23 protein-coding genes and 1 riboswitch are annotated in these 22,004 nt (G+C 30.9%); of the genes, 3 read left to right on the top strand and 20 right to left on the bottom strand.

What is annotated here, in order from left to right:
• The first annotated feature begins 61 nt into the window (after positions 1-61).
• From G594_RS0115460 to G594_RS0115450, 3 genes are all read left to right on the top strand, one after another.
• Positions 62-1,084 carry a lactonase family protein gene (locus G594_RS0115460; protein WP_034866969.1) on the top strand — a complete coding sequence of 341 codons (1,023 nt, stop codon included), beginning with the start codon at positions 62-64 and terminating at the stop codon, positions 1,082-1,084.
• Between the two features lie 37 nt (positions 1,085-1,121).
• Positions 1,122-1,223, top strand: a riboswitch (purine riboswitch).
• A 36-nt stretch (positions 1,224-1,259) separates the two neighbouring features.
• Positions 1,260-2,987, top strand: coding sequence for an adenine deaminase (ade, locus tag G594_RS0115455; protein ID WP_027099364.1), 1,728 nt, complete (start codon positions 1,260-1,262; stop codon positions 2,985-2,987).
• 185 nt (positions 2,988-3,172) lie between these two features.
• Positions 3,173-3,811 (top strand): carbohydrate-binding family 9-like protein, encoded by a 639-nt coding sequence (locus tag G594_RS0115450; protein WP_027099363.1) that lies wholly within the window; start codon positions 3,173-3,175, stop codon positions 3,809-3,811.
• A 313-nt stretch (positions 3,812-4,124) separates the two neighbouring features.
• On the opposite strand, the gene G594_RS0115445 is transcribed toward G594_RS0115450, so the two are convergent.
• The 20 genes from G594_RS0115445 to G594_RS0115345 all read right to left on the bottom strand — a co-directional run bounded on the left by G594_RS0115445 (position 4,125) and on the right by G594_RS0115345 (position 21,988).
• On the bottom strand, positions 4,125-4,310 hold the full coding sequence (locus G594_RS0115445) for a hypothetical protein (RefSeq protein WP_027099362.1): 186 nt from the start codon (positions 4,308-4,310) through the stop codon (positions 4,125-4,127).
• 1,098 nt (positions 4,311-5,408) lie between these two features.
• Complete coding sequence (locus G594_RS19775) at positions 5,409-6,407, bottom strand: peptidoglycan recognition protein family protein (protein ID WP_051196053.1); 999 nt, start codon at positions 6,405-6,407, stop codon at positions 5,409-5,411.
• A gap of 65 nt (positions 6,408-6,472) precedes the next feature.
• On the bottom strand, positions 6,473-6,892 hold the full coding sequence (locus G594_RS0115430; RefSeq protein WP_027099361.1) for a phage holin family protein: 420 nt from the start codon (positions 6,890-6,892) through the stop codon (positions 6,473-6,475).
• Between the two features lie 48 nt (positions 6,893-6,940).
• Entirely contained in the window at positions 6,941-7,072 is a 132-nt protein-coding gene (locus G594_RS20660) for a CD1375 family protein (RefSeq protein WP_271842128.1), read from the bottom strand.
• Entirely contained in the window at positions 7,072-7,350 is a 279-nt protein-coding gene (locus G594_RS0115420; RefSeq protein ID WP_027099360.1) for a hypothetical protein, read from the bottom strand. The genes G594_RS20660 and G594_RS0115420 overlap by 1 nt, the downstream gene beginning before the upstream one ends.
• A 9-nt stretch (positions 7,351-7,359) precedes the next feature.
• Positions 7,360-9,978 carry a hypothetical protein gene (locus tag G594_RS0115415; protein ID WP_027099359.1) on the bottom strand — a complete coding sequence of 873 codons (2,619 nt, stop codon included), beginning with the start codon at positions 9,976-9,978 and terminating at the stop codon, positions 7,360-7,362.
• A 55-nt stretch (positions 9,979-10,033) separates the two neighbouring features.
• Entirely contained in the window at positions 10,034-13,444 is a 3,411-nt protein-coding gene (locus tag G594_RS0115410; protein ID WP_027099358.1) for a phage tail tip fiber protein, read from the bottom strand.
• Between the two features lie 11 nt (positions 13,445-13,455).
• Positions 13,456-13,800, bottom strand: a complete 345-nt coding sequence (locus G594_RS0115405) for a DUF6711 family protein (RefSeq protein ID WP_027099357.1) — start codon at positions 13,798-13,800, stop codon at positions 13,456-13,458.
• A gap of 13 nt (positions 13,801-13,813) precedes the next feature.
• Complete coding sequence (locus G594_RS19770) at positions 13,814-16,507, bottom strand: phage tail tape measure protein (protein ID WP_051196052.1); 2,694 nt, start codon at positions 16,505-16,507, stop codon at positions 13,814-13,816.
• A gap of 1 nt (position 16,508) precedes the next feature.
• Complete coding sequence (locus G594_RS0115395; RefSeq protein WP_027099356.1) at positions 16,509-16,841, bottom strand: hypothetical protein; 333 nt, start codon at positions 16,839-16,841, stop codon at positions 16,509-16,511.
• A 50-nt stretch (positions 16,842-16,891) separates the two neighbouring features.
• A complete protein-coding gene (locus tag G594_RS0115390) occupies positions 16,892-17,263 on the bottom strand; it encodes a DUF6096 family protein (RefSeq protein ID WP_027099355.1) in 372 nt (123 codons plus the stop codon).
• 53 nt (positions 17,264-17,316) lie between these two features.
• Positions 17,317-17,970, bottom strand: coding sequence for a hypothetical protein (locus G594_RS19765; RefSeq protein ID WP_051196051.1), 654 nt, complete (start codon positions 17,968-17,970; stop codon positions 17,317-17,319).
• 73 nt (positions 17,971-18,043) lie between these two features.
• Positions 18,044-18,460 carry a phage tail tube protein gene (locus G594_RS0115380; protein ID WP_027099354.1) on the bottom strand — a complete coding sequence of 139 codons (417 nt, stop codon included), beginning with the start codon at positions 18,458-18,460 and terminating at the stop codon, positions 18,044-18,046.
• A gap of 14 nt (positions 18,461-18,474) precedes the next feature.
• Positions 18,475-18,828, bottom strand: coding sequence for a hypothetical protein (locus tag G594_RS0115375; protein ID WP_027099353.1), 354 nt, complete (start codon positions 18,826-18,828; stop codon positions 18,475-18,477).
• Positions 18,825-19,307, bottom strand: coding sequence for an HK97-gp10 family putative phage morphogenesis protein (locus tag G594_RS0115370; RefSeq protein WP_027099352.1), 483 nt, complete (start codon positions 19,305-19,307; stop codon positions 18,825-18,827). Before G594_RS0115370 ends, G594_RS0115375 begins: the two co-directional genes overlap by 4 nt.
• Before the next feature lie 2 nt (positions 19,308-19,309).
• Positions 19,310-19,624: a hypothetical protein gene (locus tag G594_RS0115365; RefSeq protein ID WP_081663739.1), complete on the bottom strand. Its 315-nt coding sequence runs from the start codon at positions 19,622-19,624 to the stop codon at positions 19,310-19,312.
• Positions 19,608-19,931 carry a phage head-tail connector protein gene (locus G594_RS0115360; protein ID WP_027099350.1) on the bottom strand — a complete coding sequence of 108 codons (324 nt, stop codon included), beginning with the start codon at positions 19,929-19,931 and terminating at the stop codon, positions 19,608-19,610. The genes G594_RS0115365 and G594_RS0115360 overlap by 17 nt, the downstream gene beginning before the upstream one ends.
• Positions 19,932-19,972: 41 nt before the next feature.
• A complete protein-coding gene (locus G594_RS0115355; protein WP_027099349.1) occupies positions 19,973-20,887 on the bottom strand; it encodes a hypothetical protein in 915 nt (304 codons plus the stop codon).
• A 23-nt stretch (positions 20,888-20,910) separates the two neighbouring features.
• Positions 20,911-21,558 carry a DUF4355 domain-containing protein gene (locus G594_RS19185; protein WP_051196050.1) on the bottom strand — a complete coding sequence of 216 codons (648 nt, stop codon included), beginning with the start codon at positions 21,556-21,558 and terminating at the stop codon, positions 20,911-20,913.
• Between the two features lie 172 nt (positions 21,559-21,730).
• Positions 21,731-21,988: a hypothetical protein gene (locus tag G594_RS0115345; RefSeq protein ID WP_027099348.1), complete on the bottom strand. Its 258-nt coding sequence runs from the start codon at positions 21,986-21,988 to the stop codon at positions 21,731-21,733.
• Positions 21,989-22,004 lie beyond the last annotated feature (16 nt).

Genomic DNA, 22,004 nt, shown 5'->3' with positions numbered 1-22,004 from the left:
TGGTTATACAAATCATTTCCTTTTATGATATAATTATATGGAAATATTTGGAGGTGATTGCATGAATAAAACTATTTTAAAAGGTTTTATTGGAACTTATACAAATACGGACAGTAGAGGAATCTATAATTTTGAATTTGATTGTGAAAACAAAGTTTTTAAAACACATGCTTTAGCTTATGAAATCGAAAAACCATCTTATCTAGCTGTAGATAAGGAAAATAATATTTTATATTCAGTTTCTAAAGATAATGATTTAGGAGGAGTAACTTCTTTCAAAATAAAAGAAAACCTATCTCTTGAAAAAATAAATTCTGTTCTTGAAACAGAAAATCCACCTTGCTATATTAATTTTTCTAATAAACAGGGCTTAATTTTTACTGCAAACTATCACCATAATAAAATTAATGTCTATCCTATTGAAGATGATCACAGAATAGGTAAACCCATAAAGACATTAACCCACACCAATAATACCCCTCATATTCATTATGCCAACCTTGACCTAGATGAAAACTTTCTTTTAACAGTAGACCTAGGACAAGATTATATTAATCTCTATGAGATTAAAGAAAATGATTTTATTGAAAGAGAAGATTTAAGAGTAAAATTTAGTAAAGGTTGTGGACCTAGACATTTAGCATTTCACCCAAATGGTAAATTTATCTATGTTTTAACTGAATTATCTTCTGAAATAGCCTCATTTCAATATAATAAGGGGTATTTAAAGCTAATAAATATACTTTCAACACTGCCAAACAAATATACTGGGGTAAAATCTGGAGCTGCTATACATATTCATCCAAATGGCAAATTTATTTATACTTCAGATAGAGGAAATAACTCAATAGCTTGCTTTAAAATAGATAATGCAACTGGATCCTTATCATTAGTAGAGCATAAGCCTACCTTTGGATCATGCCCTAGAGATTTTGCTATAAGCGAGGACGGCAAATATATACTTATTACTAATCAAGATTCCTCCTCTTTGGTTATTTTCGAAATTTCTGAAGACACTGGTAGATTAATTAATCATGTTGGAAGTATAGAGGTCCCATCCCCTGTTTGCATTAAATTAATATAAGTATAATTTTACCTTTGACATAATCCATCTCTGTAGTTATAATCAGAAACAATATCAACCTATAAGCTCAATAATATGGTTTGAGCGTATCTACAATACTACCGTAAATAGTATTACTAGGCTAATTAAGTATATATGCCTCATGGGTTGAATAAAATTAATAGAGGTGGATTATATGAACAAATTTAATTTTATTGAACAAATAAAAGGGGCAAATAAAAGTATCCCTTGTGATTTAGTAATAAAAAACATATCTATAATTGATGTCTTTGGACAAGAAACCTTCATTTCAGATGTAGGGATTAAAAATGGGTATATTGTTGGAATTGGAAAATACCATGGAAATGAAATTATCGATGGTACTGGCAAGTATATATGCCCTGGTTTAATAGATGCTCATGCTCATATTGAATCTTCCCTAACCACTCCAGTTGAATATTGCAAAGCTGCCCTTCTTCATGGTGTAACTTCATTAATTGCCGATCCCCATGAAATAGCAAACGTTCTTGGATTAGATGGTATAAAACTTATGCTAAAACTAAGTGAAGGACTACCCTTTAACTTTTTCTTTATGCTTCCTTCTTGCGTACCTGCAACTTCTTTTGAGAATTCAGGTGCAATTTTAACAAGTAAAGATCTATCTAAACTCTATTCTAGTGATGGAGTATTAGGGTTAGCAGAAGTTATGGACTTCCCTTCTGTAGTTAATTGTGAAGAAGATATGATTAATAAATTATATGATGCTAAAATTCTTAATCTTAGAATAGATGGACACGGTGCTGGATTAAATATAGAAACTCTTAATGCTTATTGTACTGCAAATATAAGAACTGACCATGAATGTCATCTGGAAAAGGAAGTAACTGATAGAATTAGACGTGGAATGTATGTACTAATTCGTGAAGGTACTGTAGCTAAAAATTTGAAGGAATTAATAAAGATTGCTTCAATAAAAAATAGCCGAAGACTTTGCTTCTGTACTGATGATAGACACATAGATGACTTAATATTAAATGGTTCTATTGATAGTTCTATTAGATATGCAATAAAGACAGGTTTAAATCCAGAAACAGCTATTCAAATGGCATCACTAAATTCTGCTGAATGTTATAAACTGAATGACTTAGGCGCTATTGCTCCTGGCTATAGAGCAGATTTTATTATTCTAAATAATTTAGAAAACTTCCAGATTCAATCAGTTTACAAAGATGGACAACTTGTTGTGGATAATGGTATCCTTGTTGAAAATAATATACCTACCCCTAAAATTGAAACAACAAATAGTTTAAATATAAAGGTTCTTTCAAAGGATAAGCTAGATATTACACTATGTAACAAATCCATTATTAATGTAATTAAAGTAATTCCAAACAAGCTAGAAACAATACATTTAAGAGAACCTATTTCTTCTCTAAGTGATAAATTTATTCCTGATATAGAAAAAGATCTACTTAAAGTTGCTGTTATAGAGCGTCATAAAGGAACTGGAAATATAGGGCTTGGAGTTATTAATGGAATGAAATTAAAAAGCGGAGCTATTGCAACTACTATAGCTCATGATTCCCATAATCTAATAGTAGTTGGAACAAATAATTCAGACATGCTATTTGCAATTGAAAAACTAAAAGAAATTGGTGGAGGAATTATTGTTGTTGAAGATGGTAAAGTACTTTCTTCTATAAAGCTAGAAATTGGCGGGTTAATTACTAACCGCTCTATTGATTCAATAATGAATGATTTAGAAAGACTTCATAATTCTATAAAAAAGATTGCTCCAACAATAAACTTTAACCCATTCTTAACTCTTTCATTTTTATCTTTACCTGTAATTCCAGATATAAAGATTACTGATAGAGGAATATTTGATGTTAAGAAATTTAATTTTATAGATACAGCAGAATAAGATTTGTGTTAATAGTGAATTGTTATAAGGGTTTCAATATCTTGTTACTAAATATCCATTCAACTTTTCACTATTAACCAATTAATTGACTTACCTTTACATAAACACTATTATTATATTTATTTTATTGGTATAATTTCCTTATAATACAATTTTATTTTGGTGATTTTAGGGGGATTGTTTTTATGTACGTTATAAAAAAGGTTAATTCAGAAAATTTTGATTCAAGCACTTGGGATAATATTGAAGCTATCAATATTAATAACTATCCATGGGACACTACTGGATATATGCCTAAAACCAAAGTTCAACTTTGCTACACAAATGAAGAAATAAGAGTTAAATTTACCTCTTGTGAAGAAAAAGTTAGAATTGAAGTTAAAGAATTTAATGGACCTTCATGGTATGATAGCTGTGTAGAATTCTTTTTCTTACCTGAACCTGAAAAAGATAAAAGATATTTTAACTTTGAAATAACTGCTAGGGGGAACCTTTTACTTCAATTAGATGACAAACCGCCAGTAAGACATTGTATGGATTATATAAACCCTAATTATTTTGAAATAAAAGCAGATGTTAATGATAAAAATATTAACGACTTTGATAACTTTAAACCTTGGACTATAGAATATAAAATACCTTTTGACTTTATAAAGGCCTTTTTCCCAAGTTTTGAAGCTAAATCAGGTAAAATTATAAAAGGAAACTTTACTAAGTGTGGAGACAAAACAACTACTCCTCACTTTGGAACATGGGCAGATATCACAGTTCCAGAACCTGCATTCCATGTACCTCAATTCTTTAAGGAAATAGTTTTTGAATAATTTTAAAGCTATCTAGTTTACCTAGATAGCTTTTATTTTGTTCGTGCATTGATTTACTGTTAAAAAAAGTATATAATTCCTGTATTGAATTTTTTTTACACTTAAGGAGGAGTTATGCCAAGTTTAATTTTGGAATAAAAACCACTAAGATATAATGATATAAACTTGATATAAGCGCCAACTAAAGCCATATTCTCTTAATTAACGAAGATATAAAAGATATTTTTGTACATTAATTTTTGACGATTTTTTGACGACAAAATTTAAGACTAGGATAATAACTATATCCTAGTCTTTAACATAATTTATTATTTTACCATTTTAACGCTTCTTCTCTCTCTTCCATTAGAAGTTTCAATTCTTCTATATCCTCTAATGTAGCTCTATTTCTTATAAAACATCTTGCACTAGTCCTATTCCTTAAATAATTTGCATGATCTCTATTTTTTTCTCTCCATCTTTTATCTGCATTCCTTTGTGATTCACTTGTTTTCCCCATTTTAACCCTCCTATTTTATTAAAAAGATTAACCATTATTGTTACAAAAATTAAACGCTTTGTTGTTTTTATTTTTTTAATATTATTATATATTTGTAACTCAAGGTCAATATTACATATATATTCTTAACAAGAATTTAATAAAAAAACTAGTAAATAAAATATTACTTACTAGCTTTCTGGGATTCTATGAATTTAAAATAAATATAATTTCAAAATGTTTCCTAATTATATGTTATTCAAGAGTAGTATATTTGTTATATTCATTGTAAAATTCCCCCTATACAATCACTATTGATTTTGCTATACTATTGGTGAAATACATACTTCCCTAGAGGAGGAATTGTCTACATTTTTTTCATAAACAAAAAAGGACTAGATAAATCTTATAGGTTAATCTAGTCTCTTTTATATATAAATTTAGGCTTTGAAACTATAGCGTTTATATTATTTACAAGAATTATTTTTTTATGCATTGAATATATTATTATAAAGGTATCTACTCTTATATTATATAACATAAAAGACAGTAAAAAAGGATTTTATCCCCCTTTGACTTACTGTCTTTTTATATTAAGTATAGTACAATGCTAGCAATTAGTATAACCAAATACTTATATAAATATAACATTTATAAACCAATCCTATTTTCGTCATAATTAGAATGAATTTATTGACTTTATTACACTTTTATGCTATTTTGTAATTAATATAATAAACCAGTATTAATTTTTATTAAATTAATACTCCAATCGTATAAAAAAGAGTGAGTAATCCCCTATGTGATTGCTCACTCTTTTATTATAAGTACAATACTATTAAGAAATATATTTAATTATTAATAAACTATATACCTATTTATACTAAATTTAGTTTTTCATTGATTTTTTACTATTCTTATGATATTTTTTTATTGAAGCAACAAGCTTGTATTAATTTGATTGAAAATTAATACATATGAACACCATATATAAATAAAAGGAGCGATTAATCTTTCCACATTGTGATTAGTCGCTCTTTTTATATACAAAAAGATAGTGCACAAAGATTACTCCTTATACACTATCCCTTGTGAATTTTTAGATGTATCTAAATTATACTACTTAGTTAGTATATATGTCCAGCATGCAGGCCCTAATTGACTATCGTTCTTAAATCCTAATTTAGCATTTAAATTTACGACTGCTTGGTAGAAGCTATTCTTTCCTTTAGATGGTCCATATTCTCCATCTATAGGCCCATTATATAATCCTAATGCTTTCATAGCACTTTGTGCTAAAAATACATAAGTCCCCTTTGCTCCATATTTTAATACGTTCTTCTTACAATTATTTAACAATTTTCCTTCCTCCTTATTTTCACATAATTCGTTTAGCTTAGCTGTTGTTGCTGGTCCACAATATCCATCTGGATTTAATCCATTATCTTTTTGGAATTTAAGTAGAGCATTATAACTATACTCACCCCATATACCATTAGCTCCCCAGCTTCCTAGGTCATACCCTAGGCTTATAAGTTTAGCTTGTACATTCTTTGCTCTATTTCCTATAAAGTTTTTAGATTGTTCTATAGTTGCAACATAAATAGGTTTGTTATGATCTACCTCTATTGAAGTATCACCAGTATTAATCCACTGTATAAACTCTTTCCATAGGTTAGGATTTTGAATCATCTTTCTAGGGCATCTCTTATAAGTAGCATCATAATGCCTTTTTACTCTGTCCATTCCCCAGCCATATTTTTCTAATAAGTACCTATTTAATTCTGCTGCATTCTTTCTAGCTTTATTGTAATCTGAATCTGGATTAACACATATTTCTATGCTGATGTTATTCCAATTTGTAATTACTCCGTAATTTGCATCTCCTACGGACCATGGACCATCTGTAAGCTCTAAACATTGATAGATTTCTTTCTCATCTACATAAAAATGAACAGAAGCATCTCCTAAATTCCCATTAAATTGAGCTTTAGCATGATTTCTTGCTCCTGCTCCTTCACTATAGTTATCTGTTTCATGGTTAACTATATATTTAGGATTATTTTTTCCTTTATAACACTTATGTGACTTCAAAAATTCTTTATTTATTGTAAGCATCTTTTTCCTCCTTCTTCACCCCGACATTAATGTCGGTACCAAAATTAAAAGAGTAGCCTATTTGACTACTCTTGTTTTAACTCCTTCTTTTCCCCTTCTTTAAGTTGTGCTAATGCATCCTTTAACTTTTCTGGTATTGGTAATCCTAAACCTGCACAATTCTCTAATAAGCTTATACCCTCGTTAGCAATGTAGAAATAACATACTAATGTTCTAAATACCCAGTTACCAGTATTCAATAGTCTATCTAATAATACTGCTACAATAAGAACCACAAAGATAACCGCTTTTCTAGCTATTCCTTTTAGTCCTACATTAGAACTTACTTCTTTATTTATGTAGGCTCTTAACAATCCTGTGATGTAATCTAATACTATAAAGAATATAAGTACCATTAAAGCTGTATCCCAACTTCCAAATAACCAAGTAAACATTGTACCTATAAAGGCAACTCCCATTTTAATACTGTTAAAAATCTTTTCCATCTTTCTTTACCTCTTTTCTTCTTTATTTTTATATACAAAAAAGAGAAGTTACAAAACTCCTCTTTCATGTAAAATCTCTTTAACTTTGTTTATATATTTATCTGGTACTTTCTTAATACCATTATTACCGTCAAGACTTCTTTCTCCTGCTTCTACTAAATCTGCATATATTTCAGCCATTATAATAAACCTCCTTCTACTATTTCAGCTAAAGCTAATTTAATATCTAGTAATTCTTTTGACACTTTTGGATTATCTTTATCACTTTCAGTAACAGGAACAAAAGATTTTAACGTTTCATCATACCTCATATTGTGATTAGTAACCACATCATCTTTATCCACTATTAACTCTAAATAATTAGGAAACATTTCTTGTAAAGGCTTGAAGCCTCCTTCTTGAAAAATTATTTTTTCAACTAAATTATTAGTTAACTTATTGATTAATACATATCTCATAACACACCTCTAATAATATTCTATTAATGCTGTTAAGTTATCACACACATTAGTAGCATGGTCAAGATATACCATAAGAGTGTTAAGTTCTCCTATATATAGTTTAGAAGCACCATCACACCTTCTTGAACCTATACTTTCTCTATAAGTGTTAAATACACTAACTTCATAAAGCCATACAGAACCATCAGGCTTAATCTTTGTAAAGTCAAAAACATATTTAGCTTCTTGACTCATAGTCCAGCCATCTGTCCATTTACCATTTATAGCATAATGCCAAGAATCTGTACCCATTTTGTTGCTAGTCATAAAAGATACTTTGACACCATTCTTTAATTTAGTTTTATCAAAAACAACTGTTCCTGACTTCACATTTCCTAAAAATCTAATTTCCCTATTTGATTCAGGGATTGCTCCTATTTCTGTTGGAGTTGGTTTATTTCCTTCATGATATATCTTTCTCCATGGATTCCAAGATGTTCCTATACCAGCTCTAAATTTTAATTGTTCAGAAACTACAGTAGATGAAGGATTAGACAATTGCCAAGCACAATATCCATCACTCCAGCCTTTTATAGTTACTCCACTTCTCCAACCATCTCCATATTGATTATTAAAAAATGTAGTTATAGCCCTATCTGTACAATCATTAGGAGTAGGATTTGTATTTCTAACATCAGAGACCGATATTGAAGGATGTGAATGGCTTGATGAAGCTGCCCCAATATCTGCTGGTGTTGGTTTTCTTCCAGTATGATAAACAATGTTACCACCTACTTGTACATTTGTAGCATTTAAAGTTCCTGCAATATTAGCATTTCCTTTAACCTTTAATGAATTACTACTATCAGCAGCAACACCATTAACCCCTACCCCATATTTATTTATAAACATAATAGGTAGATTTGCACTAATTTTAATAGTTGTTACTTTATTAGTTACCATATATCCAGTATCATCATTATAAGTAACCTTTAGATCATAAGTATTTGAATCAGTTAATCCAGTTAATTTAAGAGTTTGTGAAGTTTGAGCTACTGATAGATTCCCACTAGATATTACTGGAGTGGTTGCACCAGATTTATAAACTGACCATGTTCCTTTAGTATTAATATTAGGAATAGATGAATTTGATTTTATAGTAACTATTACATCTGCAGTAGTTGCTGCTCTTGTAATTGTACCTTGTGTCAGCGATGGCTCATTGTAAAAATGTAAAGTTTGTGCAGATGTTGTTGCTTCTGAAAAGTTATCTGAATTATAAGTAGATATTACTCTAACCTTATACTTGAATTGTTGAGATACTGTCTGAACTGGTACTGCATGATTATAATAAGTCGTTCCAGTAGGTAAATCTGCAATTTTAGTCCATCCTCCAGAGCCATAAGCTACATATACTTGATAAGTTACTGCTTCCCCTAATTTACCAGTAACTGAACTCCACTTAACTCTAGTAACTTTAGTTCCATCTGGAATAAAATATTTGTTTGTACTTGATGCAATACTTAAATAGTTTGTAGATTCAGTTTGTACTAATGATATGGAAGCAGAAGTATTATTCGGATTTACTTGTAAATTAACATTGATAGCTTCTGACGAAGTTTTAGTAGTACCATTAGAATTCCTACTTGTTAATGTAAAATTTAAAACTCCTTTACCTTTATTAGTAGTTGTAGCAAATACCTTTTTTATATCATCAAACCTTACGTATGGTTGAGTTGATGCTGGAGTTGCTTCTCCAGTTCTCCATATCTTTAGATTAATAGGTGATGCAGCAGTTATATTAGGATTATATACAGTTATCCCATTATCACAACTTAATGTTTTTGTAATTGTAACACCACTTTGAGTATTAGATGCTCCAGAATAAGTAAATGCAATGGTAGTTGTACCAAAAGCAATTGAAGATGTTGAAGAAATATTATCTTGTATGAATTTATTCTTAGTTATTGTTGGAGAATAAATATTAGCACTCCAAGCCCCTACACTATCATAAGCATCTACTACATATTTAAAAGTAGTCCCTTCTCCATAGCCACTAATATTATGAGTATAACTAGTTGAAGCTCCTCTATAAATTTCAGTATACCCTCCTCCATTTATAGATACTCTAAATCTATATCCAGATAAATTTGTATCAGATGCAGCTGGAGTTTTTATAACTAGTTTAGTAGTATTTTCTGATATAGTTCTGTTTGAAGTTGAACCATCTATAGATACAGTTCCAGATAATGAGGGAGGAACATTTGTTTGTGATACTGTTAATGACCCAGTTTTTGTAAAGTCCCAATGAGTATACCCTATACTATCTGTTTGTATTCCTACTGTTATTGATTTAGAGCTGGTAGTACCAACATTAGTTGTAGCAGTATACGTAAATGTTCTAAAACCATCAGAACCTCTCCAAGCTTCACCACCTTTTACAGACATCCACCCACTCCAAGAACCATTTACATTAGCTCTCCATTGAACAGGATAAGCGTAATATGATGTACTATATTGACCTGCTTTTAATTTTAATGTTATTTTTATTGTTCTATTATTACCACTTCCTGAAGTTTGTTCTGCATAAAATTCATAAGACATTCCAGGACCGCTTCCATGTATTCCACTTGCTATTAAAGCCATATATATTTATCTCCTTTCTAAATCCAAAATAAAAAGGAAGGCTTATAACCTTCCCTTAATTAGCATAAAATCCCCAGCCATCCCAGCTAGAATTTTTAACACTTCTCATTTCAATTTGTTGAACTGTTGAATTAATCTTCTCACATATAGTTAAATCTCCATCTATATCAACTTTGCACTTTTCGGCATAGTTTTTTCTAGTGAAGCTAAAATCTCCTCTTTGTCCTTGGTTTCCTTCTGCATCTATAACTAAAGTTCCCAACTTATCAGAAGCGGTCGACCCTCTAAAAATATGATGACCTTGTGAACATCCAATAATATTTAAGCCACCATATGCTCCAGAACTCTTATCTATTGATACAGAAGCTTGGGCTGAATTAACCATAAAATTAGTATCTTTTAATTCTAGAGAATTGTTACCAGTAGAATATTTAACTTTATTATTAATAGTAACATCTGTATTAAAACTACAACTTGTTTCTGATAGCTTTACTTTATCCTTAATAGTTAATATACTATCTTTTACGTGTAGGTTATTACTTTCTATCTCTCCATATAGAATACCTGCTAAAGTTGCATTAGTTGCGTATAAATCACCATTCTTATTAACTCTGAATTTAGCAGATGCTCTATTTTCATAGCTTCCACCAGCCCATATTCTAACATCTGTTGCAGCAGTACCAGTATTAGTTACTCCTGCATCCAATACATCTAAAGTACCTCTAATTGTTGCTTGATTAATTTCCGCAGTTCCATCTGTATTTATAGTATATCCAGATTTACCTTTTACATAGTTAGAAGAATGTAACCACCCATTAATCTCTACAGTACCTACTCCATCTTTTCCATCTACTTTACCTATAGCAAATACTGGTTTACCATCTGCACCATTTACAGTTAATCCAGATAATAAATCTATCTTATCTGCCTTTATAGTATTAGTAGCTATCATTCCACCATTTATATAAGTCTTATCTCCTTGAACATTAAAAATAGGTTGAAGTGTTTTATCTAATGTATCAAAAGTAACTAATCCATTTATATCTAATCTTTCAGAGCTAATCTTACCAGTAGTTATATTTGCTGCATCAATTTCAACTGCCTTTAAGCTCTTAATAAATGCATTATCACCTACAAATAATTCATCTATATTTAATTTTGAGCTTCCTATTGCTTCATCTTTAATTTTATCTGTAGTTACTACATTGTTATTTAATCCTTCTGGAGCTAATACCCCTTTTTCAGAATCAAAAATAGCTTGACCAGATGCATTTAAAACATATATTCCATAGTTACCTCTTGCATCTAATCCTATTTGTACTCTTGTTTTTGGAGTAGCTTGGTTATCTTTTATGGTAATTGTATTATCTGCTATTGATAACTTACCACTTGTTGAACTTATATTAACCTTTGTTGCATCAATTTTACCAGCAGTTATTTTATTGGCATTTAAACTTTTAATAGATGCATCTGTAATAGTTGCCTTTGCTATTTGAGCTTCGGAAATAGATGCTTTTGCTATTTTTGCTCCAGATATAGTACCATCTACTATATTTGCATTACCTACTTTAATTTCACCAGATGCTATTTTATTAGCTACTAACTCCCCAGCACTTACTTCTATTGCAGAAATGGTTTCTGAATTTATTTTTGTAGCATCTATACTTCCTGCTTTTATTCTATCCGCAGATAAAGTACCAGTAGTTATTTTACTTGCATCTAAATTAGCTATTTTGGCAGAGCTTATAACTGCATCTCCAATAGTAGCATTTATTGCATTTATTGCATTAGCTTTCATTCTATCTGTAGATATATCACCAGTTGTTATTTTATCAGCACTTAAATTACCAATCTTTGCACTATTTATTGTTGCAGTATCTGTTGATAAATTAATTGCACTTATTACCCCTGCTTTAATCCTATCAGCAGATAAATCACCAGTAATAATTTTATTTGCATCTAAATTGCCTATTTTAGCAGAATCAATAGTTGCATCACCTATATATGCATTTATAGCATCAATTACATTAGTAGACATTTTATCTGCTGATAAGTTTCCAATCTTTGCACTATCTATTGTTGCATTTGATGCATTTAAATTTATAGCGGTAATAGCATTGGCTTTCATAACATCAGCTATTAAATTACCTGTCTTAATTTTCTCTGCTTCTAAATCAGTAATCTGTGCATTTCCTACAACTAAATCCTTTGCAACAATACTTGCTATTTCAGCTACATCTATTTTTGCACTATCTATTGTTGCTTCTTCAATGGATGCATTTATTGCTTCAATAACAACTGCTTTTATTTTATCTGCTGTAATTGCCTTTGCATCTATCTTATCTGCTGTAATACAGTTAGCAGCTAAATTATCAGCAGTAATATTACCTGCTAGTATTTCATTAGCCTTTATTGAATTTATTAAAGCAGTATTTGCAGTTTGACTTATTGATTTATTTCCTGTAGATCCTACACTATTATTTGTACTCGGTACATTTGCACTAATATTAGAAATTAGTCCCCCATTAAAACTAAGTTTATGAACTCCAATTGGAATTGATCTTAAAACACTTTTCTTATCTGTTAACTTTATGATATCTCCACATTCCAAATGTGGCATTCCCTGTACCTTTAAATCATAAGATGGATAAGTAAAAGGAAACATTCTATCATAAATTACTTTTAGTTCTGCATTAGAAGAAATATTTTCGTTCTCAAACTCTAATGTCGCTCCTGTATCATCCCCATATTGAAATATATCTTCACCTTTTTTGCATATAAGCTTAGATATTTTAATATTACTATCACTCTTTAAAGTAAAATCTATATAATTGTTTGTATCTAAGTCAAACTCTACTGTATTAAAACTTCTAAATTCTATTTCATTATCTCTATTTACTAAGCAATTAGCAGTCAATAGCTCTGCAATAATCATAAGCACATCCCTTATAGAACCAGTAGGCAACACTTTAACATTTACGTTTGGTAATACTACATCTTTAAATATCACCTTGTATTTATTCTTTAATTCATTAACTACATTAGTAACTGATGTAGGATATTTTAGCCCAGATTCATACTTAACATTGCTATAGCTCTCTATAATATCAAAGCATTCTATACTAACCTTATTATCTGTCCTTTTTATAGAATCCGGATTAGGATAAAATGTTCCTAATGGTACCCACATTAAATTACCTATTCCATCATCTATCGCTACAGATGGTTTAATAGTTTGAGTAGTAAAGTAAGAAGGTGTATTCCCTATTCTTAATAACTCTAAGCTAAGCTTTGAAGATGTCACTCCTCCTATAGCTGGTATTCCGTTATTACCAAAGGTATATTCTACATTAAGGCTTTGGACCTCTGTATTATCTAGTATTCTATCTCCTATAATGACTTTAATAGCTACTGTTCTTGTTGGTTCTTTAATCTTATTTAAATAAATAGGACTAACACTATACATCTAACCACCTCCTACTTTTCTATTAAATTAAGTTTTAATCCACTCCACTTAACCTCTTCATCAATATACTGATATGCTGGAGCAGTTCTATCTCCTACATACATAGTTTTGGTTATAATTCCTAATTGTGGATCTGGAAAAGTAACCGTAAAAAAAACTCCAGATACAGCATTTAGTATCGGAGCTATTTCACTTTGGGATAATGGTCCCCACTCAAGATTTAATTTTCTTTTTACTGCTATTCTATCTCTAATAAGCTGTCCAGCAGCATTTCTATTAGATTCACCATCTAAATCACTAACCGTAGCTTCATAAATCTTAGGAGTAGCTATAGCCACTCCATTAATCTTTATCATCTATAACTACCTCCTATAAATCTAATAAAATTTTTCCTTCTTGTCTAAATAGCTTATTCATATTGTCTATAACTACTCTTCCAAGTTCCGTTCCACTAATCTCTAATATTATTGATAAAGGACCACTTGGATATGAAGAATTTCCTCCCTGTGGCATTCTAGAAGCTAATTTATCTGCTAATAGACTAATCCACCCTGTATTATTTTCTAAAGGCATTACAACTTCTCTACCTCGTTCTCCTATTACAGCAAGAGTGGCACTATCTACAATACCACCTTTAGCTAGGTATGGAACTTTTCCGAGCTGTGGTATATCGAATCCCCAAGTTTCTCCACCTATAATTGGTACCCAACTAGGGACCTCCCAACTCAACTTGTTTATTCCTCTAATAGCTACATTAATTGCACTTATCATTCCATTAATAAGTCCAATAATCATATTTATAGGTGCTTTAGCTATTCCAGTAAAGCTATCCCATATTCCTTTAAATATGTTTTTAACGCCTTTCCAAGCTCTATCCCAGTTACCTGTAAATACACCAGCTATAAAATCAATAATACCGCTGAAAAATCTTTTAACTCCATCTAGAACATTCTTTACATTAGTTAGATATGCATTTAGTATATCTCCTAGGAAACCAAACTTTTCGCTCCAATCAGTAGCAAATACATTGCCTAGCCATTCTTTAAATTGGTTAAACTTGTCTTTGATCCAATTCCATACTTGTCCACATTTTTCTTTAACTTCATCCCAGTGCTTTACAAGTAACACACCTATAGCAATAACTGCTCCTATTGCTATAATAACTAAGCCTATAGGACTAGTCAAAAATGCTATTGCTGCTCCAAATGCACTTGTAGTTGCTGTAGCAATCCCACATATAACATTCCATGCACCAGTAGCAACATTCATTGCAACTTGTGCTGCTGTATTTGCTATTTTTAATCCTGTGTTTATAGTCCATTGACCTGCTTGTTTAATTAATTCAACTGTCCCTTTTGCTACTGAAACTATAAAGTCTTTTGCATATAATGCAGTTAAATAGATAGTTTCTGCTTTATCTATTAACTTCGCTAATGTACATGCTTTTATTGCTTTTGTGATTTTTGCAAACGCTCCTGCTATACCTCCACTCATTTGAATAAATCCCATAAGTTCTGTTAGCTTCCATGCTGCAAAAAATGAAACAACAACTGTTGTCATAGCATTTACAATTGTTTTATGTTCTTTCATCCAATTTCCAATAGATTTCAATACATTTGCTAATCCATTTAGAACATCTACTATAACTCCTCCTGTCCAACTAGCTATAGGCTGTAAAAATCTCTCCCACAACCAAGCTCCTTGTTCCTGAAAAACATCTATTATCGGATTTATTATATCTAATGCTCCGGCTAAAACATTAAAAAATGCTGGAATAAGACTAGATATACTCCATGTACCAAATGGTACTAATATTTCATCCCAAAACCATTTCAAATTCTCTGCTACATTATCTATAAATGGATTTAATGATTTTTTTAAGCTTTCAAAGCTTTCTGCAACTGGTCTAAAAATATCTTTAAACTTATTTACTGCAGCTTCCAATCCACTTGTATCTGGTTCAAGTATTTCCGCATTACTAAAGTCTAATAATCCTCCACCTATGGGTGCACTTATTCCTGTGTTTCCACTATCAGAACTACTATTTTTACTTAATACATTTATTTCATCAAATCCACCTAGAAGTCTACTTACTTCTTTTTGTGCCTTCTTAGCTTTTTCTCCAGTTTTAGTAGCAGCATTACCTAATGCATTAACTTGTCCTGTTGCTCCTCCCACACCAGTTTTGCTAGAGGGCTTATATCCGAATAGCGTTTGCATAAATGCTGCAACATATCCTGTTACAGTTCTTAGTCCCATAGCAAAGTTAGTTAAAATAGGCATTACTACATTCATAATAGGTAAGAAAGCATTTCCTATATTTAAAGCAACATCTTTAAGAACTGCCACAAATTGTTGTAGGCTAGAGTTTGTATTGCTAAATACTTCTCCACCAAACTTATTGCTTGTTTGCTCTAATATTGCCATTAATCTAATTTGTTGTTGTGTTTGGAAAGATAATTGGTCCCACGATTTGCCATTAGCAAATCTTTTAAATGCTTCTGTACTCTGTAGCATAGCAACATTTACATTAACTCCTAAGTCTTCAATGGCTTCTGTATTACCAAGTAAACCAGATCTAATACGTTCCATTACATCTTCCATAGTTCTACCAGTACCACTAGCTATAATAGAAGAAGCTTTTAATAAATCTGTAGTATATTGTAAAGTTTGTTGAGTACCATTACTGAATGTACTTACTAAATTAGAAAATATAGCTCCATAATTCATTGCATCACTTTGTGACATATTAAATGCTAATGCATTAGCCTTTGACCACTTTAAGAATTGATTAGTACTCTCGCCCATGGTTCTTGTAATCTGTTGAATAGCTGATTCTACTTTCATTGCACTTTGAACACTATTAACAAATATCTTACCTATACCTAGAGTCACTACAAATCTTCCAAGAGACTTAAAGATATTTTTAACTTTATTAACTTCGTTATTAACAGTATTAGTCATTCTTTTAACTTCACTTTGCACCTTATTTATTTCATCCCTAAAACCCTTAGTTTGTGCTTCTATTAATACTTGAAGTTTTTCTAAAGTCATACCATCCATGTTACTCCTCCTTTCTTAATTTTTGATTATGCCTATAAGCATATTCCTCCATCTTAGCTTTATATAATGCCATATCATTATTAACTTCTTCTTTGTCTTCTGCAAAAAGACTAGGAAAAAATTTATTTAATGGAGTTAATTGAGCTTCTTTATTAAATAAACTTGCTACATATTCTCCTATCTGTCTTGCTAATACTGCATTAAGAGATATTTCAGCCTTTAGCTTATCCTCTAGCTCATTAATTTCATTTTTCTTTCTTCTGTTGTAGCTATCCATTAAGTCATAAACTTCTTGAAGTGAAGAATCCCAAAACAAAGAAGGACTATATCCCATATCTAAAAACTGTGGGTATAATCCTTCTATTAATTCAGTATAACTATTTATTATTCCAGCATTTCCTTCATCTCTTCTTGTTTCTCCTCCATCATCTCTGTTTGAGATTCTGTAAAAAAACCACTCACCTTATAAATATCCATAATCACTTTAGTGAAAAACTCTAATTGGCTTCCACCTTCATCAACATACTTATCAAATAGATTTTGAACATCTTTGAATTTAATATTTGCATTATAATCTTTCATAGCATAATGCGTTATCGTAAGCATTATTTTTAATGCAGGCATATTCCCATTACCTAATACATTCATTAAACTAGTACCTAATTTTTCTTCTAAATCACATAAAGTAGAAGTCTTAAGCTTTAACTTATACTCTTCATCTCCTACTTGCCATATAGCAAATTGTTTTCTTGCCATTTAATATCATCCTTTCTTTTACATAATAAAAAGCACCTACAAACTGTAAGTGCTTATCTCTTTCCTGGTTTAAACTGCTTTCCACAATTTAAACAAGTTATTATTATTTTATTTTTACCTATTAATCCAGTAGCAACACCTACTATTGGAGTTAAAGTTATTACTCCTCCAGCTATCGCTTTTCCTAAACTATATCCTTTTTTATTAGTAGTTAATTGAGTACTGCCACACTTTGGGCAGCATACTGATTTTTCTTTAATTGGCGTATAACTTACGGTTCTATGTTTACTTTGAGATACTTCTGGATCAGTAGCCATTATTTTTTCAAAAAGTTCTTTCTTTCTCTGTTTTTCAGCTTCATTATGCTCTCTTTTTTCATTTCTAATATCCTCTGCTGTTAATATATCAAAATGATTATACTTTGCATATTCATTATATAACTCTATAACATGCTTTTGCTTCTTACAAACAAAACTAATTTTATAATCTTCTTCGTAAACGATATGAATATTAAGGCTATTAACATCAAAACTTTTAATTGATTCAAAACTTATAAAATGCTTATCTTTAAAAGCTTGTTCAAAAAATATACCATAGTTATTAACACATAAATTACCACTTCCAAAATTAGAATCTACGATAATTATACATCTTAATCTTCCGCCTTCTTTTTTTAATCTTTTGAATTCAACTTTATCAATAATCATCAAATACCCTCCATATATCTCCTAATAATGTAATTATAGACTAAATATATGGAGAATAAAAGATACTAAATACTTAACTTGGATCAACTACTGTTATTTCACTTTGAAGTGCCATCTTAAGAGTAAATTCTATAACCCCATTTACTCCACCGCCACCTAATTTGACACTTACTTGTGCTTTCCAATTGAACTTTGTTCCATCTGGTAATGTTTCTTCAAAGCTCAATACTTCACCATCTTCTTGTGCTTTTCTTAATATCCTATATGGACTAGTTGCGCTAGAATTTTCATACTTAAATTTAAATTCTAAATCCCCTGCATCTCCTATTCCATTTTCATATTGCTTTACTTTATCACTTAAACAAGTATTTTCAACTTTTTCTGGTTCTATACCTAATTCAGGTATTTCCTTTAAGCCTGGTAAATCTGTATACACATCCGGTTCTGCACCGCTTTTCTTAAATCCTAACTTAGTTCCATTAGCTAACATTTTCATTCCTCCTTTTATTGATATACAAACTGGGTAATATTATCTATAATCCCCTCATATCTCATTACTTTATGGCGTAACCCACTAGGGTCAGCTACATCTTGGCATAATGTTCTCCTTAACCCTAATGCAGATACCTTTTTATCTACTTCTAAAGCAAATTCAGAAGTACTCCTATTGTGCCAAATATCAATTTTATATCTTATATAAGATTTGTCCTCTTTTCCATCTGTAAACTCATATACCTTGTTATCCTCTTCTACATACTGTATAGCGGGTAAATTCGCCCATTCTGACGGGTAGCTATCACTTACATTGGAAGATATATCTTTGATAGCATTAAAAATTTGATCCTTAACATTAATCATTTCTTTGCTACCTCCTTTATAGCTTTCTTAACATCTTCTTTTATATTCTCTATTACTTTTTCTTCATTGTTCTTTAATGCAGGGTATAAATAAGGTTGAGCTGGTTGACCTTCTATCCACCTTACCCCTACATCTGGAATATTAACTTTCCACTTATCTTGCTTATAAGATAGAGGACCAGGATATTTATCTACTGTAGGAGTTGTTTCTCCTTTTTTTCCTGTACCAAACTCAACATATCCTGCATATTCATTATTTGTATAAACTTTAGATACTATCTTGTCTTTATACCTTTTAGTTTGCCTATGAATACTCTGTCTCAAATCACCAGTATCACCAGTAGGACATAAGTCTTTTGCATCACCTTTTACTAACTCACCTTGCTGTTGCATACTCTTATAAAGTACTTCATCAACATTTCCACCTAATTTATCTAATTTTTTAAAAAGACTATCTAAACCAACAACGCTCTTGCCCATTTTTATATCTTCTCCAATTCAATAAATAGATGTGAATATCGCTTAATGCTTATAACTTTGTAATCTGGTTCACTTTCTTTAGAAACATATACACATATGCCATCACCTTCATTTAAAGTTTTTGATCCATCATATAGCATATTTGAGATGTAATTAAGCCTTTCTCCATATATTTCAGCTTGTAATTTCCCACTCGCCGGATATATATTTGCTTGTATTTCTATAGGCTCTGAATATCCTGGATATTTACCACCTTCATTATCTTTAATTACTGTTTTCTTCTTAAGGTAATAAGTCTTTTTATTCTTTATTCGCATTTGCAACACCTACTAACTTAAGTCTTCTAAAAGCTAGTAATCTACTTTTAATATTCTCTGGTATCTCTGTAGAATAACTTACAGATACTCCTCCTTCACTCCTAGAAGCTTCTCCTTCACTTCCTATACGATTATAGTAAGTAATAGCTAATTCCCTTTGTAGAACCTGTGCTTTATCTGGAAGTATATCTCTATTGCAGAAGTCTAATATCTCACCTTCTGCATCTTCTAAAAGTATATTTAATAGATTATCTTCGCTATTATCACTAATTCCTAGCCTTATTTTTAACTTTTCTAACTGTGCCATAATAACACCTCATAACAAAAGAGAGGTTTTACCCTCTCTTACTAAATTGCAGCTTTCTTAACACATACTTGAATTCCAGCATGTCTTTCATCTAAGATAAATACATCTTCAAATGATTCCTCAAAGTATACATACTTACCTTGGCTCAATGCTGACGGCTCTTGTAATTGTGCAAATGAGTATGATACTATTGGCAATACTGCTGATGGATGAACTAATATCATAGCCATATCTCCAGCCGAATCTCCTGGTTTTATCCCTCCTGATTCTTGTCCTCCTGATGTTCCGTCATTAAATGTATAATTAGTTTTCATTAAAGTAGTAGGTACACCAACTATGTCAACTTCCTCAAGTCTTGATACGGATCTAGACAAAACCTTATCTCCATTTGTTCTTACTATAGCTACCGCATTATCTAATAAAGTCTTAGTATAAGTGTCAACATAAAGTATTCTTCCTGTCGGTGGTACTAATCCCTCATCCATTTCATCCATCATTGCATCAAATTTAGCTAATGCAGTTTTAGAAGTTAATTCAGCTTCTTCTGCTGCTATTGATTTCTTTGCATTTTTTAATGTGTAAAGAGTGGAGAACATCATTGCATCAAGTTCTGGGAACTTTTGAGTTTCATTCATAGTCTTAGTAATATTAGATATTGAAGCAACTTGATTAGTTTGATTAACATCTTGTGGATGCACTAATGTTTGCCATATTCTATGATTTTTAAGTTCCTTAGTTTCCCAACTATTAGAGAAATTCTGTGAAAAATCACCTATACTAGTTCTATCACCATTTACTCTTCCTGTAGTTGAAAGTTTCGGTATTTTTATTGTCTTTGCATCAACCGGTTTATATTTATTTGTATTTTCTGTACTCCACAATCTACCTGAATAAAGTACATATGGATATGCATTTGCTAACTCCCTTGCATATTGTTCAGCATAATTTACTGTCATTTTACATTCCTTCTTTCTTTAATCTATTTTGTTTCCTTTGGTCTAACTCCAGCAAAGTTAAAACCAAATGTTGATTGATTATTACTTCCTTGTCCACCTTTAGGAGGATTTCCACCCCTTAACTTATCATTTACTGCTTTCTCTACTGCAGATTGGAAAGCTTTTTCTACTGCTTCAATGCTTTTATTGCAAGTTTCAGCAGATTCATAGTTAAGAATATCTACTAACTCCTTAGGTAGATTCTTTTCTGCTAGAGTTTCATAAGCTGTTGCCCTTAATTCTCTAGTAGTAATATCTTTCTCTCTTTTTGCTAGTTCATCTAGTTTCTTTTGTTTCTCATATTCTGCCTTTTGGTCAGCGTTCATCTTTGCTAACTTTTCAGCTTCTGTCTTAGCTTCTTGGATTTTAGCTTGGTAATCTGTCTCCCACTTTGACTTAGCAGTTTCAAGAGCCTTGGCAACTCTCTTGTCAAATTCAGATTGATACTTTTTATCCTTTAATACATCATCAAAAGACTTGTCTCCACCTTCTTGACCTTGAGTACCTTCTCCTGCTCCTTCACCATTGCCACCATCTGCCCCAGTTCCAGAACCTCCATTTGCTCCTGTATCTGCTTCAAGTAGTCTACCCATACCTAAGCTTTTTCTTAAATTTGCATTTCTTATAAACATTTCTTCCTCCTTGCCCCTAATGTTCGATGCCCATTAGATTCAAATATTATTTACTATCCTGTTCTTTAAAGCCTATCAGTAAGTAATAAAAGGCATAATAAAAAGCCTTAGTTTCCTAAGACTTAAATTTATCCATAATAAAAGCACCTACCCTTTAATTTAGTAAGTGCTTTTATTGATTATCCTTTTGATATGATATTTCATCATATAATTTATATAACTTTAATCCTAAACTATTAACAGTATCTTGATTATCCATACCATTAAGTACTATTTCATCATTTATTAATAACTGTACTTCCCTTAAATTTTTAATATCTATACTAAAATCAATACAATCATTTTCCTCAACTTTATTAACTATATACTGTTCAACTTCTGGTACATTAATTAACAAATCAAATAAACTCTTTTTTAGTTTAAACTTCATAATAGCCACTCCCCTT

Source organism: Clostridium paraputrificum AGR2156, assembly GCF_000424025.1.
GTDB classification, from domain to species: Bacteria; Bacillota; Clostridia; order Clostridiales; family Clostridiaceae; genus Clostridium; species Clostridium paraputrificum.
Note: the sequence above shows the minus strand (reverse complement) of the source record. Positions and strands in the feature narration are given on the sequence as shown.

Coding starts and splice junctions, on each gene's coding strand:
- G594_RS0115460 (WP_034866969.1), top strand. CDS start 62: ATGAATAAAACTATTTTAAAAGGTTTTATTGGAACTTATACAAATACG.
- ade (WP_027099364.1), top strand. CDS start 1,260: ATGAACAAATTTAATTTTATTGAACAAATAAAAGGGGCAAATAAAAGT.
- G594_RS0115450 (WP_027099363.1), top strand. CDS start 3,173: ATGTACGTTATAAAAAAGGTTAATTCAGAAAATTTTGATTCAAGCACT.
- G594_RS0115445 (WP_027099362.1), bottom strand. CDS start 4,310: ATGGGGAAAACAAGTGAATCACAAAGGAATGCAGATAAAAGATGGAGA.
- G594_RS19775 (WP_051196053.1), bottom strand. CDS start 6,407: ATGCTTACAATAAATAAAGAATTTTTGAAGTCACATAAGTGTTATAAA.
- G594_RS0115430 (WP_027099361.1), bottom strand. CDS start 6,892: ATGGAAAAGATTTTTAACAGTATTAAAATGGGAGTTGCCTTTATAGGT.
- G594_RS20660 (WP_271842128.1), bottom strand. CDS start 7,072: ATGGCTGAAATATATGCAGATTTAGTAGAAGCAGGAGAAAGAAGTCTT.
- G594_RS0115420 (WP_027099360.1), bottom strand. CDS start 7,350: ATGAGATATGTATTAATCAATAAGTTAACTAATAATTTAGTTGAAAAA.
- G594_RS0115415 (WP_027099359.1), bottom strand. CDS start 9,978: ATGGCTTTAATAGCAAGTGGAATACATGGAAGCGGTCCTGGAATGTCT.
- G594_RS0115410 (WP_027099358.1), bottom strand. CDS start 13,444: ATGTATAGTGTTAGTCCTATTTATTTAAATAAGATTAAAGAACCAACA.
- G594_RS0115405 (WP_027099357.1), bottom strand. CDS start 13,800: ATGATAAAGATTAATGGAGTGGCTATAGCTACTCCTAAGATTTATGAA.
- G594_RS19770 (WP_051196052.1), bottom strand. CDS start 16,507: ATGGATGGTATGACTTTAGAAAAACTTCAAGTATTAATAGAAGCACAA.
- G594_RS0115395 (WP_027099356.1), bottom strand. CDS start 16,841: ATGGGATATAGTCCTTCTTTGTTTTGGGATTCTTCACTTCAAGAAGTT.
- G594_RS0115390 (WP_027099355.1), bottom strand. CDS start 17,263: ATGGCAAGAAAACAATTTGCTATATGGCAAGTAGGAGATGAAGAGTAT.
- G594_RS19765 (WP_051196051.1), bottom strand. CDS start 17,970: ATGATTATTGATAAAGTTGAATTCAAAAGATTAAAAAAAGAAGGCGGA.
- G594_RS0115380 (WP_027099354.1), bottom strand. CDS start 18,460: ATGTTAGCTAATGGAACTAAGTTAGGATTTAAGAAAAGCGGTGCAGAA.
- G594_RS0115375 (WP_027099353.1), bottom strand. CDS start 18,828: ATGATTAATGTTAAGGATCAAATTTTTAATGCTATCAAAGATATATCT.
- G594_RS0115370 (WP_027099352.1), bottom strand. CDS start 19,307: ATGGGCAAGAGCGTTGTTGGTTTAGATAGTCTTTTTAAAAAATTAGAT.
- G594_RS0115365 (WP_081663739.1), bottom strand. CDS start 19,624: ATGCGAATAAAGAATAAAAAGACTTATTACCTTAAGAAGAAAACAGTA.
- G594_RS0115360 (WP_027099350.1), bottom strand. CDS start 19,931: ATGGCACAGTTAGAAAAGTTAAAAATAAGGCTAGGAATTAGTGATAAT.
- G594_RS0115355 (WP_027099349.1), bottom strand. CDS start 20,887: ATGACAGTAAATTATGCTGAACAATATGCAAGGGAGTTAGCAAATGCA.
- G594_RS19185 (WP_051196050.1), bottom strand. CDS start 21,558: ATGTTTATAAGAAATGCAAATTTAAGAAAAAGCTTAGGTATGGGTAGA.
- G594_RS0115345 (WP_027099348.1), bottom strand. CDS start 21,988: ATGAAGTTTAAACTAAAAAAGAGTTTATTTGATTTGTTAATTAATGTA.